The sequence below is a fragment of the Streptomyces sp. AB3(2024) genome (assembly GCF_041862025.1).
Taxonomy (GTDB): Bacteria; Actinomycetota; Actinomycetes; order Streptomycetales; family Streptomycetaceae; genus Streptomyces.
This window is the reverse complement of record NZ_JBGWAB010000024.1, coordinates 8,283-23,764: the sequence shown is the minus strand read 5'-3', so window position 1 is coordinate 23,764 and position 15,482 is coordinate 8,283. Positions and strand designations below refer to the sequence as shown.

The 15,482-nt window shown below is 76.7% G+C and carries 6 protein-coding genes and 1 pseudogene; 1 reads left to right on the top strand and 6 read right to left on the bottom strand.

The genetic code is table 11. The annotated features are described in order from the left end of the window. Nucleotides 1-2: 2 nt before the first annotated feature. On the bottom strand, nucleotides 3-2,528 hold the full coding sequence (locus tag ACEPPI_RS13140) for a glycoside hydrolase family 3 protein (RefSeq protein ID WP_373915409.1): 2,526 nt from the start codon (nucleotides 2,526-2,528) through the stop codon (nucleotides 3-5). Nucleotides 2,529-2,950: 422 nt separating this feature from the next. Between ACEPPI_RS13140 and ACEPPI_RS13135 the strand changes: the two are divergent. Then, nucleotides 2,951-3,649, top strand: a pseudogene (locus ACEPPI_RS13135) (IS701 family transposase); the annotation flags it as partial. Between the two features lie 472 nt (nucleotides 3,650-4,121). Here ACEPPI_RS13135 and ACEPPI_RS13130 read toward each other — a convergent pair. The 5 genes from ACEPPI_RS13130 to ACEPPI_RS13110 all read right to left on the bottom strand — a co-directional run bounded on the left by ACEPPI_RS13130 (nucleotide 4,122) and on the right by ACEPPI_RS13110 (nucleotide 15,469). Continuing rightward, complete coding sequence (locus tag ACEPPI_RS13130) at nucleotides 4,122-6,068, bottom strand: helix-turn-helix domain-containing protein (RefSeq protein ID WP_373915408.1); 1,947 nt, start codon at nucleotides 6,066-6,068, stop codon at nucleotides 4,122-4,124. A 521-nt stretch (nucleotides 6,069-6,589) separates the two neighbouring features. Then, nucleotides 6,590-7,348 carry a trans-aconitate 2-methyltransferase gene (locus tag ACEPPI_RS13125; RefSeq protein ID WP_373915407.1) on the bottom strand — a complete coding sequence of 253 codons (759 nt, stop codon included), beginning with the start codon at nucleotides 7,346-7,348 and terminating at the stop codon, nucleotides 6,590-6,592. Further along, the gene (locus ACEPPI_RS13120) at nucleotides 7,345-8,670 is read right to left on the bottom strand and encodes an activator-dependent family glycosyltransferase (protein ID WP_373915406.1); all 1,326 of its coding nucleotides are present in this window, start codon (nucleotides 8,668-8,670) and stop codon (nucleotides 7,345-7,347) included. The genes ACEPPI_RS13125 and ACEPPI_RS13120 overlap by 4 nt, the downstream gene beginning before the upstream one ends. Then, nucleotides 8,658-9,953: a hypothetical protein gene (locus ACEPPI_RS13115; protein WP_373915405.1), complete on the bottom strand. Its 1,296-nt coding sequence runs from the start codon at nucleotides 9,951-9,953 to the stop codon at nucleotides 8,658-8,660. Before ACEPPI_RS13115 ends, ACEPPI_RS13120 begins: the two co-directional genes overlap by 13 nt. Continuing rightward, nucleotides 9,950-15,469 (bottom strand): SDR family NAD(P)-dependent oxidoreductase, encoded by a 5,520-nt coding sequence (locus ACEPPI_RS13110; protein WP_373915404.1) that lies wholly within the window; start codon nucleotides 15,467-15,469, stop codon nucleotides 9,950-9,952. The genes ACEPPI_RS13115 and ACEPPI_RS13110 overlap by 4 nt, the downstream gene beginning before the upstream one ends. Between the last annotated feature and the right edge of the window lie 13 nt (nucleotides 15,470-15,482).

The following is a 15,482-nucleotide window of genomic DNA, read 5'->3' as shown; positions in this document are numbered from 1 at the left end:
GATCACTGGTTCAGACGGCCGGTGAGACGGATGTCCGCGGAGGACGATCCGACGGTGACCGTGCGGGGGCCGGGGGCGTTCTGCCAGGCGTGCCCGCGGGTGTCCCAGTACTGGAGCCGGCGGGCGTCGACGGGCAGGGTGACGCGCTTCTCCTCGCCCGGCTCCAGGGAGACCTTGGTGTAGGCGGCGAGTGCGCGGACGGCCTGCGGGGCGGTGACGAGGCCGCTGGGGCCCAGGTAGACCTGGACCGCCTCCTTGCCCGCGACGGAGCCGGTGTTGCGGACGGTGACGTGGACGGCGGCGCCCGCGCCGGTGCGTTCCACGACCAGGTCGCGGTAGTCGAAGGTGGTGTAGGACAGGCCGTGCCCGAAGGGGAAGAGCGGGGCGACGCCCTGCTGTTCGTACCAGCGGTGGCCGACGTTGACGCCCTCGCTGTACGTCTGCTTGCCGCCGACGCCGGGGAAGCGCTCGGGGTGCCCGGCCATCGGCTGGGCGCTCTCGGAGGCCGGGAAGGTCTGGGTGAGCTTGCCGCTGGGGTTGGCGTCCCCGTACAGCAGGGCCGCCGTGGCCCGGGCCCCTTCCTGGCCCGGATACCACATGTCGAGGACGGCCGCGGTGCCGGAGAGCCACGGCATCAGCACCGAGGAGCCGGTGTTGAGGACGACGACGGTGTTCGGGTTGGCGCGGGTGACGGCGGTGACGAGCTCGTCCTGGCCGTCCGGCAGGGAGAGGGAGGGGCGGTCGTAGCCCTCGGAGCCCTCGTCCTGGACGAAGACGACCGCGGTCCGGGCGGCGGCCGCGGCGGCCACGGCGCGGTCGAGGTCGCGGGCGGCCTGCTCCGGGGTGACCCAGGTGAGGTCGACGGACAGCGGGCGGTCGGGCCACGCCCAGCCGTTCATGGACAGTTTGTGCGTGCCGCGGGTCAGGCGCAGGACGACGCTGGTGGTGTCGCTGAAGGAGTCGGCCGCGTATACGGGGCTCTGTCCGTCGATCTGGAGGACGGCCAGGCCCCCGTCGACGCGCAGGCCGATGCGGTAGTCACCGTCGGCGGGGACGGTCAGGGTGCCGTCGTAGAAGGTGCGGTCGCCGCCCGGGTCGAGCTGCCTGCCGCCCGTGAACGCGGGGCTGAGCTGCTCGGCGGTGAGCGGTGTGCCGAGGCGGTCGACACCCGGCTCGTAGCGGACGGTGGCGCCGGATCCGGCCCGTTCGCGCAGGGCGTCCAGGGGTGCCCCGGCACCGTCGGGCACCACGTGCGCGCTGCCCAGGCCGGACACCTTGGGGCGCAGGGCGCTGTCGCCGATGACGGCGAGGTCGGAGCCGGCCGGGCCGGTGAGGGGCAGGGCCGGGCGGCCTGCGACGGTGGTGTTGCGCAGCAGGACGGCGCCGTTCTCGGCGATCCGGCGGGCGGTGTCGCGGCCGGCCTGCGCGTCGCGCGCGGGGCGCGGGCGGGCGGCGTCGAGGAGGCCGAAGCGTTCCATCTGCCCGACGATGCGGGTGACGGAGCGGTCGAGGGCGGCCTGGGGGACGGTGCCGTCGCGCAGGGCGGCGCGCAGGGCGGCGCCGAAGTGCCTGGCGTCGGGGACCGGGTCGGTGGGCTTGCCCATCTCCAGGCCGAGTTCCTGGTCCAGGCCCTTGTTCAGGTCGGTGGTGGCGTGGGTGGCGAGCCAGTCGGACATCACCCACCCCTTGAAGCCCCACTGTTCGCGCAGGACCTTCTGCAGGAGCTGGTCGTTGCCGCAGGAGGGGGTGCCGTTGACGCCGTTGTAGGAGCACATGACGGCGGCGGCACCGGCGTCGACGGCGCTGCGGAAGGCGGGGAGTTCGACTTCCTGGAGGGTCTGCTCGTCGATGGAGGCGTCCACGGTGAAGCGGTCGGTCTCCTGGTTGTTGCCCGCGAAGTGCTTGACCGTGGCCATCAGGCCCTGGCTCTGGATGCCCTTGATCTGGGCGGCGGCGGTGCGGGAGGTGACGAGGGGGTCCTCGCTGAACGTCTCGAAGTTGCGGCCGCCGTGGGGCACCCGGATGGTGTTGACCATCGGTCCGAGGACCACGTCCTGGCCCAGGGCGCGGCCCTCGTGGCCGAGGACGGTGCCGTAGGCGGTGGCGAGGGAGTCGTCGAAGGTCGCGGCGAGGGCGGTCGGGGTGGGCAGCGCGGTGGCCCGCACCCCGTTGAGGCGGACCCCGACGGGGCCGTCGGAGGCCTGGAGCGGCGGTATCCCGAGGCGGGGCACGCCCGGCAGGTAGCCGACGCCGCGGGCGAGGGGGCCGCCGGTGGGACCGGCCGTCCAGTGGACGAAGGACAGCTTCTCGTCGAGGGTCATCCGCGCGACCAGCGCCCGGACGCGGGGGCTGCCCTCGGTGGCGGCCCCGGCGGCGTGGCCGGCGGCCGGGGTGAGGAGGCTGCCGGTGCAGAAGAGCGCCGCGCAGACGGCGAGCACGCGAGCGGCCCGGCGCGGGCCCCGCCGCCCGCGGCTGCGGAGTCTGCTGCGGAGGCGGGGTATCGGGTCCCCTGGCGTGCGGGACGGCATGTGGTCTCCCTGGGTGTGGGCGCGCGGCTGCCCCGGGACGGGCGCCGGGTACGCGCACCTCCACGCTTCCGGAGATCCGCCCGGGGGGCGAGGTTCCCCGGCCACACTGTTCGGAGTACGCGGTTCCGGTGGTGTTCGGCCGTGCGGGGAAAGGGATCCGTGGGGGTCGGCTGCCCGCGGCGGGCGCCGCGGAGGGCGCCCGCGGGGCCCCGTACGGGCTCCGGCGGGCCCCGGGTGGTGGCCGGGTCACCACCCGGGGCGGTACGCGGCGGCGGGGAGCCGGGACCGGGCGGCCACCCCGGGCGGCGCCGGGAAGTGTGGTTCCGGCCTACCTGGGCGCCGGCCGGTACGCGGGTGACGGTGGAGGGACCCAATGACCTGCCCCGGCCCCCACGTCCGGGGTGCAGAATGCGAGGAGCGCCATGAGGGCCATCCGCCCGGTGGAAGCCGAGACCCCGACACGTGACCAGTCCGCGGAGGTGCGGGCGCTGTGCACGTCGGTGCTGGGGTCGCTTCGCCGCCGGGACCAGCGTCACAAGGGCGAGCTCTACGTGCACGGGCTGCTGAACACCCCCGGCCGCAAGACGATGCGCAATCTCGCCGCGACCACGGGCCGCCGCTCGGCGGAGCAGAGCCTGCACCACTTCATCAGCTGTTCCACCTGGGACTGGTCGCCGCTGCGGGCGGAGCTGACGGCCGGGCTGGAACGGCTGCTCGCGCCGCGTGCCTGGGTGGTGCGGCCGCTGGTGATCCCGAAGACGGGCCGTCATTCGGTGGGCGTGGGCCGGCGGTTCGTCCCGCAGCTGGGGCAGGTGGTCAACAGCCAGCACGGATACGGGCTGTGGCTGGCCTCGGGCGCGGGCGCGGCGCCCGTCAACTGGCGGCTGTCGCTGAGCGGCGACTGGCTGGACGACACGGAGCTGCGCCGGCGGGCCGCGATTCCGGAGGACTCGGCGGATCAGCGCACGGCGGGGGCGCTGGCCGTGGACATGGTGCTGGAGACGGCCGGATGGGGTGCCTCCGCGCTGCCGGTGGTGGCGGACGCCCGGGAGGAGGGCGTGCTGCCGCTGGTGGAGGCGTTCTCCCGGGCTCGGCTGCCGTTCCTGATCCGGGTGGGAGCCGGTACGGGGCTGCTGGCGCCGAGCCTGTCGGCGGGCCGCAGCCGGGCGGTGGCCGGGTCGGCGGGCGGGCTCGCGGAACTGGCGCGCTCCCAGCGGCGCCCCGTGCAGTGGCACGACCCGGCGTGGCCGGGGCACACCCGGACCTCGCTGGTGGGGCTGCTGCCCGTGCGGCTGCCCGGCGGGCCGCCCGGACCGTCGGCGCTGACCCTGGTCGGGGTGTGGGATCCGGACCGCCGGGAGGTGGCGGAGCTGTGGCTGACCGGCATGTCGGGGGCCGGCCGGGGCGCCCTGCTGGGGCTGGGCCGGCTGATCGGGCGGGCCGACGCCGACTTCCGCGGGACGAGCCTGTCGGTGGGGGCCCTGGACTTCGAGGGGCGTTCGTACCACGGCTGGCACCGGCACGCGACGCTGGTGTCGCTGGCGCACGCCTCGCGGCTGCTGGGCGGCGGCCTGCACCTGGGGGGCGGGCAGGTCACGTCCGCTCCGTTGCAGGGGGGCCGACGGGTTCGGGGTCGAGGCAGGTGCGCGCCCGTTGCAGCCGCAGGGCGAGCTGGAGTTCCAGTGCCTGGTCCGGATGCTGCCAGTCACGGCCCAGCAGCTGGGTGATGCGCTCCAGGCGGCGGGAGACCGTGTTGGGGTGGACGTAGAGGATCTCGGCCGCGCGGGTGGGACTGCCCGCGGCGCTGAACCAGCCCTCCAGGGTCTCGACCAGGTTGCCGAAGCGTTCCGCGTCGTGGTCGAGGAGCGGGCCCAGGGTGCGTTCGACGAATCCGGCGACGTCGTGGTCCCCGGCGAGGAGCATGCCGAGGAAGCCGAGGTCGCGCGCGGCGGCGGAGCGGCCGGTCCCGCCGAGGGCGACGAGGGCCTGGAGGCAGCGCACGGCCTGCTGGTAGGCGGTGTGGACGGCGTCGGCACCCCGGGTGGGACCGCAGGCCCCGGCGGTGACCTGCGTGCCGGTCGCGGCGGCGAGGGCGGCGCGGACCTCCTCGGCGACGGCCGCCGCGTCCTCGCCGGGCAGCAGCAGGACCAGTCGGCCGGACTGGACGGTCTTCATGCCGCGCCGGTGGCGGACGTAGCCGCCGGCCCAGCTCTCCACGAGGTCGGTGGCCCCGGTCTGCGGGTCCGCGACGACCACGACGTGCGGGCGGTGCAGTTCGGCGGCGAACCGGCTGGCCCGTTCGACGAGCCGCTCGGGCGGCCCGTCCCAGGTGGTGAGGTCGGCCAGCAGGTCGTCGCGGACCTGCCCCTCGACCGCGCCGGAGCGCTGTACGACGAGCAGCAGCGACACCGTACGGGCGTAGGAGACCAGGAGCTGGTCGGCGGGCGCCCCGGCGCCGGCGGCCGGGTGGAAGAGCAGGCAGCCGATGTCCTGCGAGCGCACGGAGAGCGGGACGACCCAGGTGCCGTCGGACAGCGGGCAGGCGACGCCGGTGGCCGCCGCGTTGAGCCGGACGCGGGCCAGTTCCGCATCGTCCGTGCGCGGCAGGCGGCCGTGTTCGGCGAGCCGTTCGCCGCCCTCGCCGCGGACGGCCAGGCTGCCGCCGAGGTCCGCCGCGGCGCGGGCGAGGAGCGCGTCCAGGCCGAGGCCGTCCAGGACGAGCTTGGCCAGGTCGTTCTGGACCCGGTGGGCGCGCAGGGCCTCGCTGAGGGAGGCGCGCACCCGCCCGTCGGCACGGGCCAGTTCGGCGTTGGCGGTACGGACGCCCTCCAGGGTCCGGGCGGTGCGGACGGCGCTGGCGGAGAGGTCGGCGAGGGAGCGCATGAGGGCGACCTCGTCGGGGGTGAAGTGGTGGATGCCGCGCGCGGCGACGTACAGGTGTCCGATGTGACGGCCGTCGGCGCACAACGGGACGCCGAGCACGGCCTGCAGGGCCTCGGCGTGCAGGACCTCGTCGAGGGCGGTGGCGTGGGTGGTGCGGTCGTCGGCGAGGTGGTCGGCGGTCCAGAAGGGGGCGGGCGGTTCGCCGGGAACGGCGGCGGGCACGGCCCCGGCGGGTATGCGGTAGCCGACGGTGAGGGCGCTGACCGCGCCGTCGGCGGTGGTGAGGGTGGCGTCGCCGGTGTCCTCGTCGACCAGGACGGTGCAGGCGAGGTCCATGTTGGTCATGAGGCGGGCCCGGCGGGTGATCAGGCGCAGGGTCTCGTCGAGACTCCCCGGGCTGCTGAGGTCGCGTGCGGCGTCGACGAGGGCGGCGAGTTCGGCCTCGCGCCGGCTGCGCCGTTCGAAGAGGGCGCTGACCTCGCGGGCCAGGAACGTGGCACGTTCCAGCCGTTCGGTGCGCGCGGCTCCGGCTCCGGCACCGGTGCCGGAGCGGGCACCGGCGAGGAGCTGGTCGTAGGCGCGGGCGGGCGCCTCGCCCGCCAGGAGTTCGAGGACGCGCAGTACGTCGTCCTCGGTCGTGGAGTCCTCCCCCGTCATCGCTACCCCCCTGGGACGAAATCGGCCGATCTGTTCGGTGGCCGGGAACGTAACGTCCGCCGAGAAGGGGCGTCAACCGGACTTCGGGCCTTCGCGGCCGCCCGGCCGGGTGGTGGCCGGAGCACCTCCGGCGGTCCCGGCGGGGCCTTCACCGGGTGCCCGCGCCACCTTGGCCCGTGCCCCGCCCCGGTCGTAGGCTGACCGGTTCGCGCGGGGAGCGGCCCCGGCCGTCCGGTACGGGCGGCCGTCCGCTCCGCGGGGATGCCGTACGGGGCGCGCGCGGACTGCCGCCTTCCGGTGGGCCGCGAGCGGACCTCGGCCGGGGCTCCGGCGGATCTCAGGCGGCGGGCCGGGCCACCTCGGTCCCCGCGCGGGCCGCTGGGCGGCGGCCCGGCGGGCCGCCCGTTCCTCGGGAGGGAGCGGCTCCGGCGGGAACCCGGCCGTGGTGTCGACCGCGCCCGCGCCCGGCGGGAGGATCTCCCGGATCAGGGCGCGGCCGGGTCAGGCCGGGCACGGCCGGGTCAGGCCCGGACGCCGGTGAAGAGGCCGCGCCCGGAGGGGCCGCCCTCCTGGAACTCCACGGCCAGTCCGGCGCGGGTGAAGGCCAGTTCGTAGGCGGCGCGGGTGAAGAGGGTGATGCGGTGGCTCTCGCTCAGGTGGGTGATGTCGCGGCCGGGTTCGGCGATGAGGTAGTGGACGTCGATGCGGGTGGCGTCGTCCTCCAGGCGCGAGTGCGAGACGCGGGAGATGGTCTTGCCCTCGGCCTCCACCACGGACGCGCCGATGTAGCCGGGGGTGAAGGTCTCGGGGAACCACCAGGGTTCGATGACGACGACCCCGCCGGCCGGTTCGAGGTGGGCGGCGAAACGGGCGAGCGCGGCGTCGAGTTCGGCCTGGTCGCGCATGTGGCCGATGGAGCTGAACATGCAGGTGACGGCCGAATAGGTGGTGTCGAGCGCGAAGTCGCGCATGTCGCCGGGGTGTACGGGGACACCGGGGTTGCGGCGGACGGCGATCTCCCGCATGTCGGGGGAGAGTTCGAGGCCCTCGGCGGTGTCGAAGGCGGCCGTCAGGTGTTCGAGGTGCAGTCCGGTGCCGCAGGCCACGTCGAGCAGGCTGCGGGCGCCGGGCACGTGGGAGGTCACCAGGTCCGCGAGGTCGGCGGCCTCGCGGGCGTAGTCCTTGCCCTTGCCCTGGTGGACGAGGTCGTAGAGGCGGGCGATGCCGCCCGTGTAGCCGTCGTCCGGTCGGGCGGTGGCAGGGGCGGTGGCGGTGGTCACGTCGGGTCTCCTTGGCCGGGGCGGGGAGCGGTGGGGGAAGCGGAGCGGGCGGCGGCCCGGTGGCGGGCGGCGAGCCGTTCCAGGGTGGGGACGAGCGCGGCGGGTGACGGCGCGGCCAGGACCTCCTCGCGCAGCCGGCGGGCGGCCGCGGCGATGGAGGGGTCCGTGAGGGCCCGTACGACGGCGTCGCGCAGGGTGGCGGCGTCCAGCTTGGCGGGGGGCAGGTCGATGCCGGCGCCCTGTTCGGCGTGGAGTCGCGCCTTCAGCGGGGCGTCCCACAGGGAGCCGACGATGATCTGCGGCACGCCGTGCAAGGTGGCGGTGTAGCCGGTGCCCGCGCCGCCGTGGTGGACGACGGCGGAGCAGGTGGGCAGCAGGGCGTCCATGGGGACGAAGTCGACGGCCCGGATGTTGGCGGGCAGCGCGTCGCGGTCCTGGAGCTGGCTCGCGTCGAGGGTGGCGACGATCTCGGCGTCGATGTCGCCGAGGGCGTGCAGGAGTTCCTCGAAGGGGACGGCGTCCCGGCCGTAGGTCTCGCGCGCCGACACGCCGAGGGTGACGCAGACCCGGGGCCGGTCCGGCGGGGCGTGCAGCCAGCCGGGGATCACCGACGGCCCGTTGTACGGGACGTAGCGGACCGGCAGGACCTCGCCGGGCACCGGCAGGCGCAGGGCCTCGGGGGCCGGGTCGATGGTCCACATCCCGCCGATGAGCTCCTCGACGGCGGCGGCGTCGGGGGCGGGGCCGAACCGTTCCAGGGTCCAGGTGAGCCACTCGGCCATGGGGTCCTCGCGGAGCTCCTCGGGCCGGGTGGCGCTCAGTTCGAGGAACTGCCGGCGCGCGTGGGTGATGACGTCGGGCCCCCACAGCAGGCGGGCGTGGGCGGCGCCGACGACGTGCGCGGCGATCGGCCCGGCGTAGGTGAAGGGTTCCCACAGGACGAGGTCGGGCCGCCAGGACCGCGCGTAGGCGACCAGGTCGTCGATGGTCGTGTCGCCGTTGAGCGGAGCGAACGACATGGCCGTCATCATGGTCTGCTGCCCGAGGGCGTGCTCCCAACCCAGCGGACCGCCGCGGGTCTCGGCGAAGTCGAGGCCCTGCTGGTAGGGGGTGGGGTCGCCGCCGATCCGGGTCATCAGCTCGACGATGGAGTCGAGGTCTCCGACGGGTACCGCCGTCAGCCCCGACCCGTTGATCACCTCGGTGAGGGCGGGCTGGCTGGCGACCCGTACCTCGTGTCCGGCGGCGCGCAGCGCCCAGGCCAGCGGGACCAGGTTGTAGTAGTGCGTGTTGTGCGCGAAGCACGTGATCAGGACGCGCACGGCAGCGTCTCCTCCTCGGTTCCGTCGGCGGGATCGGCGGGATCGGCGGCGACCGGCCGCAGGGCCGGGGCGCGCAGTACGGGCGAGCGCGGACGAACGACCGCAGCGCCGGCCGCGCGCAGCCCGGGACGGGTTGCGGCGAGGACGCGCAGGGCGGCGCGGGCGACGGCCCCGACGAGGTGGGCGCCCGGCCCGGGGTACGGGTCGGCCGGGAGGCCGGGGGGCGGACCGTCTGCCGCGGCCCGCGGGTCGCGGGCGACGGCGGCGACCAGGACCGTGACCCGGGCCCCGGCGGGCAGCTCGTGCCCGGCGAGGGTGACGGCCTCGCGGGCGGTACGGGTCCGCAGCCGTACCGGCGGTGCGTCGTGCAGGGTCGAGGCGATGGCGGCGGCGGCTCCTTCGGGGAGGGCGGCCGGACCGAGCCGGCCGCCCGGCCCGGCGAGCAGCCGGCCGACGGCGTGGGAGAGCAGGACGGCGGTGGGTTCGGCGCAGCTCACGGCCAGGGCCAGCGCGGCACGCAGGACGTCGGCGCGGTCGGCGTCGGCGCGGTCGGCACCGGCACCGGCTTCGGCTTCGGCTTCGGGCAGGGCTCCGGGCAGGGCCTCGGCGAGGAGGGCGGCCAGGGAGCGTTCGGCGGCCTCGCCGGACTCGGCGACGGCGTGGGTCTGGGGGCACAGCAGGCCGTCCAGGGCGTGGCGGCAGCCGGACAGGTGGCGGACGAAGTCCCCGTGGACGGCTTCGGGCAGACCGAGTTCCGCGGCGAGGACGCGGCCGACGAGGGGCCGGGCGAAGTCCTCGGCGAGGTCGAAGCGCGGGCCGAGTCCGGCGAGGAGCGTACGGGCCGCCGCGTCGGTCCGCCGCTCGACGGACGCCGGGTCCCCGGCCCGCAGGAGGGGCCCGCCGAAGGCGGTGAGGGCGCCCAGCCGCGCGGCGTCCGCCCGCTCCGGGGTGAGGGCGGGGCTGCGGTAGGGCAGCGGGTCGCCGCCCCCGGTCGCGTCGGCGGGGCCGGGCCCCTCGAAGGCGGGGTCGCCCAGGACCTGTCGCGCGACGGCCGGATCGGCGGTGACCCAGGTGTCCAGGAGGGTGCTGTGGTACAGGGGGCCGAGGGCGCGGACCCGCTCCTCGTACGGGTACGGGTCCTCGTCGCCGGCCCGCAGGACGAGGCCGTAGGGGTCGTCCTCGATGCCCGCGAACCACTGGGCGGCGCGGGTGAGCTGGTTCCCGCGGGCGCGGCGGGCGGTGTCCCGGGCCGGCGCTCCCCCGTTCAGCGTCTCGGAGGTCATGCCTCTCCTCGTCGTCGGTTGCCGCCGAACAGCGCGTCCAGCCAGCCGTCGACGGCACGGGCCGTGGCCGGGGCGTGCTCGGTCATCATCGTGAAGTGGTTGCCGGGGACGTCCGTGACGGTGTGGGCGGTGTCCCAGACGGACCGCCAGTCCTCGTCCGGGTCGGTCCAGTCGGCCATGGGCAGGGTGGCGCGCAGGTGCAGGACCGGGGCGCGGGTGGGCCCGGGCGTCCAGCCGAGGAGCAGCCGGTGGTAGGCGCCCATGGCGGTGAGCCGGGTGTCGTCGGGCGGTACGGGGCTGCGGTCCATGGCCCAGCGCAGCATGACGTCCCGCCAGACGCCCATCGCGCCGGGCGCGCCGGGGGTGTAGACGTCGGCGAGCACGAGGGCGGCGGGGCCGTCCCCCCGGGCTTCCAGGTGGCGGGCGAGCGCGTGCGCGGCGTTGGCTCCCGCGGAGTGGCCGACGAGCGCGAACGGCCGGCCCGCCGCCAGCTCGGCGACGGCCTCGGCGTGGGCCGCGCACAGGGCGTACAGGGAGTCGGGGAGTTCCTCCCCGGGCCGGAATCCGGGCTGCGGCAGGGCGACGACGGTGCGACGGCCCGCCAGGGCCGCCGCGAGGGCGGCGAACTCCGCGGGACCGGAGACGGCCGCGGTGCCCGCGACGCCGATGAGCAGCGGCCCGTCACCGACGCCGTCCGGGCCCTGTGCGAGGGGTACGGGTCGTACGCGCGGGGGCCGTTCACGGGTGAAGACGGGGCGCAGGGCGGCGACGGCGCCGAACGCCGCGACGGCTTCGGCGATCCGGCCGTCGCGGACCGCGTCCCGGTACAGGGCGGCGAGGGTGCCGGTGCCGGGCCGGGGCGTGGCGTCGGGGCCGTCCTGCGGGCCGTCGGGGCCGGCCCGCAGGAGGTCCAGGAGGTGGCCGGCGAGGGCGGCCGGGGTCTCGTGGTCCGAGAAGGCCTCGGGGGCCGGGTCGAGTCCGGTGGCGCCCACCAGGCGGCGCCGCAGGTGGGTGACGGCGAGCGAGTCGAAGCCGATGAGGGTGAAGCGGGCGTCGGGTTCGACCTCTGCGGCGTCCGCGTGTCCCAGGACGGCGGCGGCCTCGGCGCGCACCAGGCCGAGGAGGGCGGCGTGCCGCTCGGCCGGGGGCAACGCGGCGAGGTCCCGGCGCGGGTCCCGGGGGACGGGTGCGCCGGTCACCGGGTCCGCGGCGGCGGGTACGCCGCCGGGTGCAGCCGGTACGCCGCCCGGTGCGGCGGGGATCAGCGAGGTCAGCAGGGGGCTGGGCCGGTACGCGGTGAAGCCGTCGGCGAAACGTTCCCAGTCGGTGTCGGTGACCGTGGCGGTGGCCCCGCCGCCGCCGATCTCCCGGAACAGCGCGGTCAGCGCGTCCTGCGGATCCATGGGCCGTACGCCGCGCCGGGCCAGGTAGGCGGTGCCCTCGCCGTCGCCCATGCCGCCGCCGCCCCACAGGCCCCAGGCGACGGAGGTGGCGGGCAGGCCCTCGGCGTGGCGGCGCAGGGCGAGGGCGTCGAGTCCGGCGTTGGCGGCGGCGTACGCGCACTGGCCGGCGCTGCCCCAGACGCCCGCGCCCGAGGAGTACAGGACGAACGCGTCGAGGGCGTGGGTGCGCGTGAGTTCGTCCAGGTGGCGGGCCCCGTCCAGTTTGCCCGCGTAGACGTCGGCGAAGGTCGCGGGGACGGCCTCCGTCAGCGGGCTGACCTGGGGGACGCCCGCCGCGTGGAAGACGGCGGTGAGCGGGGCGTCGGCGGGCACCCCGTCGAGGAGGTCCGCGAGCGCGGCCCGGTCGGCGAGGTCGCAGGCGGCGAAGGTCACCTTGGCGCCGAGGGCGAGGAGTTCGGCCTCCAGGACGTCGGCCCCGGGGGCGCGGCGGCCGCGCCGGCCCACGAGCAGCAGGTGCGCGGCGCCCTCGGCGGCGAGCCGGCGGGCGAGATGACCGCCCAGGGCGCCGGTGCCCCCGGTGATCAGGACGGTGCCGGAGGGACGGTACGGGCGCTGCGCGCGGGGCGCGGGGGCGGACGTCAGGCGGCGCCCGTACGCCCGGCCGCCGCGGACGGCGATCTGGTCCTCGGGGCCGCCGAGGGCCGCGGCGAGGATCCGCCAGTCGGCGTCGTCGGCGTGCTCGGGCAGGTCGGCCAGGCCGCCCCACAGGGCGGGGAGTTCGAGGGCCGCGACCCGGCCGAGCCCCCACAGCTGGGCGGCCGCCTGGCGAGGGCGTTCGCCGGGGGTGAGGGCGACGGCCGACCGGGTCGCGCACCACAGGCGGGTGGTCGGGGACGTGTCCGCCAGGGCCTGGACGAGGGCCAGGTTCGCCCGGACCCCGGCCGGGACGGCGCCGGTGGCGGCCCGTTCCCGTTCGTCGGCCGCCAGCAGGGAGAGGACGCCCGCGACGGGTGCGGCCGGATCGGCCGCGGCGGCCCGCAGGGCCTCGGCCAGGGCGGCCCGGTCGGTCCGGTCCGCGTCGACGGCCAGCCGGCGTACGACGGCCCCGCGCGCGGTCAGGGCCCGTAGGGCGGCGGCGGCGAAGGGGGCCGCGGAGGCGGAGTCGCCCGGCGCGGGTTCGACGAGCAGCCAGGTGCCGGTGAGGGGCTCGGGGCCCGGGTGCGGGGCGGGCAGCGGCTGCCAGGTGACCTGGTGGCGGCGGGTGCCGCCCGCCGCCGGGCCGCGGCCCCGGGGGCCGGAGGCGATCCAGAACCGCCGGTGCTGCCAGGCGTACACCGGCAGCGGGAAGGGCCGGGCGGGGGTCCCCTCGAAGAGGCGGGCCCGGTCGACGGCGGCGCCCCGGCTCGCGGCGACGGCCACGGCGCGCACCAGGGTCTCGCCCTCGGGGCGGCCGCGGCGCAGCAGGGGGACCAGGACGGGCTCGTCCCCTGGCGTGCCGGCCGGGATCGCGGCGAGGGTCTCCTCCGCCATCGCGCACAGCACGCCGTCGGGGCCGAGTTCGACGTAGGTGGTGACGCCCATCGCGTGTGCGGCGCGCACCCCGTCGGCGAAGCGTACGGCCGTGCGGACGTGGCCGGCCCAGTAGGAGCCGTCGCGCAGTTCCCCGCCGGTGGCGCGCCGGCCGGTGACGTTGGAGATCACGGGGATGCGGGGGGCGCGGTAGGTGAGGCCGTCGGCGAAGGTGCGGAACTCTTCCACCATGGGGTCCATGAGCGGGGAGTGGAAGGCGTGGCTGACGGTGAGCCGCTTGGTCTTCCTGCCGCGCCCGGCGAGCGCCGCCCCGATCTTCCCGACGGCTTCCTCGGTGCCGGAGACGACCACGGAGCGGGGGCCGTTGACGGCGGCGACGACCGCGACACCGCCGAGGTCCGCGAGCAGTTCGTCCACCTCGTCCTCGGTGGCGCGTACGGAGAGCATGGCGCCTCCGGCGGGCAGGGCCTGCATCAGCCGGCCGCGGGCCGCGACGAGGGCGCAGGCGTCGTCGAGGTCGAGGACACCCGCGACGTGGGCGGCGGCGATCTCGCCGACGGAGTGGCCGAGGAGGACGTCGGGCCGCATGCCCCAGTGTTCGAGCAGCCGGAACAGGGCCACCTCCACGGCGAACAGCGCGGCCTGCGCGTACCGGGTGCGGTGGAGCAGTTCCTCCTCGGGGCTGCCGGGTGCGGCGTCGAGGACCGTGGACAGGGGGTGGTCCAGGTGCGGGTCGAGCCGTTCGGCCACGGCGTCGACCGCGCGGGCGAACACGGGGTGCGCGGCGCGCAGGGCGCGGGCCATGCCGGTGCGCTGGCTGCCCTGTCCGGTGAAGAGGAACGCGGTCTTCGCCTCGCGGCGCCGCACGCCCGTCACCACGGAGGGGGAGGGCACGCCGTCGGCGAGGGCGTCGAGGCCGCGGGCGAGTTCCGCGTACGTGGTCCCGAGGACGACGGCCCGGTGTTCGAAGGCGGTACGGGTGGCGGCCAGCGCGTGGCCGATGCCGAGGGCGTCGGGTTCGGCGGTGACGAGGTGGTCGCGCAGCCGGCCGGCCTGGGCGCGCAGGGCGGCTTCGGAGCGGCCGGAGACGAACCACGGGACGAGCGGCGGCGCTCCGGCGGCCGGCGCACGGTCGGGGGCTCCGGCGGGAACGGCCGCCGGGGGCGCGCCGGTGGGAACGGCCGCCGGGGGCGCGCTGCGGGGTGCCTCCTCGACGATCACATGGGCGTTGGTGCCGCCGACGCCGAAGGCGGAGATCCCGGCCCGGCGCGTGCGGGTACCGGCGGGCCACTGGACGGGCTCGGTCAGCAGCCGGACCCCGCCGGCCGACCAGTCGACGTGCGGGGTGGGCGTCGCGGCGTGCAGGGTCTTGGGCAGCAGCCCGTACCGCAGCGCCTGGACGGTCTTGATGACCCCGCCCACACCGGCGGCGGCCTGGGCGTGCCCGATGTTGGACTTCAGCGACCCGAGCCGCAGCGGCCGGCCGTCGGGACGGCCGGTTCCGTAGACGGCGAGCAGCGCCTGGGCCTCGATGGGGTCGCCGAGGCGGGTGCCGGTGCCGTGCGCCTCGACGGCATCCACCTCGTGCGGCTCCAGGCCGGCGTCCGCCAGGGCCTGGCGGATGACGCGCTGTTGGGAGGGGCCGTTGGGGGCGGTGAGGCCGTTGGAGGCGCCGTCCTGGTTGACGGCGGAGCCGCGGACCAGGGCGAGGACGGGGTGCCCGTTGCGCCGGGCGTCGGAGAGCCGTTCGAGGACGAGGACGCCGACGCCCTCGGCCCAGCCGGTCCCGTCCGCGTCCGCCGAGAAGGCCTTGCACCGGCCGTCGGCGGCCAGTCCCTTCTGCCGCGAGAACTCCACGAAGGCCGCCGCGTCGGGCATGACGGCGACGCCTGCGGCCAGCGCCAGTGCGCTCTCGCCGCGCCGCAGCGCCGCCACCGCGAGGTGCAGGGCGACCAGCGAGGAGGAGCAGGCCGTCTCGACGGTCATGGAGGGGCCTTCGAGACCGAGGGCATAGGAGATCCGCCCGGACAGCACGGCGTCCGCGCTGCCCGTGAGGAGGTAGCCCTCCGATCCCTCGGGGACCCGGTCCAGGTCGGTGGCGTACTCGGCGTGGGCGGCACCGACGTACACGCCGGTGCCGGTGCCGCGCAGGGAGCGCGGGTCCAGGCCGGAGCGCTCCAGCGCCTCCCAGGACACCTCCAGCAGCAGCCGCTGCTGGGGGTCCATGACGACGGCCTCGCGGGGCGAGATGCCGAAGAAGGAGGCGTCGAAGTCGGCGGCGCCCGCGAGGAAGCCGCCCTCGGCGCAGTAGGTGGTGCCCTCCGCGTCCGGGTCCGGGTCGTAGAGGCCCTCCAGGTCCCAGCCCCGGTCCCGGGGGAAGGGGGTGACGGCGTCCCGCCCGGCGGCCACCAGGTCCCAGAGGTCCTCCGGGGAGTCGGCCCCGGGGTAGCGGCAGGCCATGCCGACCACCGCGACCGGCTCGTGCGCGGCCTCGGTCAGCTCCCGGTTGCGCCGGCGCAGGCGCTCCGTCTCCTTCAGCGAGGTGCGGAGCGCCTCCATGAGCTTCTCGGAGGACATGGCCATCGGTGGATCCCTC

Bases quoted from the DNA above. Each gene is read 5' to 3' on its own strand.
- ACEPPI_RS13115 (WP_373915405.1), bottom strand. From the start codon at position 9,953: ATGACCTCCGAGACGCTGAACGGGGGAGCGCCGGCCCGGGACACCGCC.
- ACEPPI_RS13110 (WP_373915404.1), bottom strand. From the start codon at position 15,469: ATGGCCATGTCCTCCGAGAAGCTCATGGAGGCGCTCCGCACCTCGCTG.
- ACEPPI_RS13140 (WP_373915409.1), bottom strand. From the start codon at position 2,528: ATGCCGTCCCGCACGCCAGGGGACCCGATACCCCGCCTCCGCAGCAGA.
- ACEPPI_RS13130 (WP_373915408.1), bottom strand. From the start codon at position 6,068: ATGACGGGGGAGGACTCCACGACCGAGGACGACGTACTGCGCGTCCTC.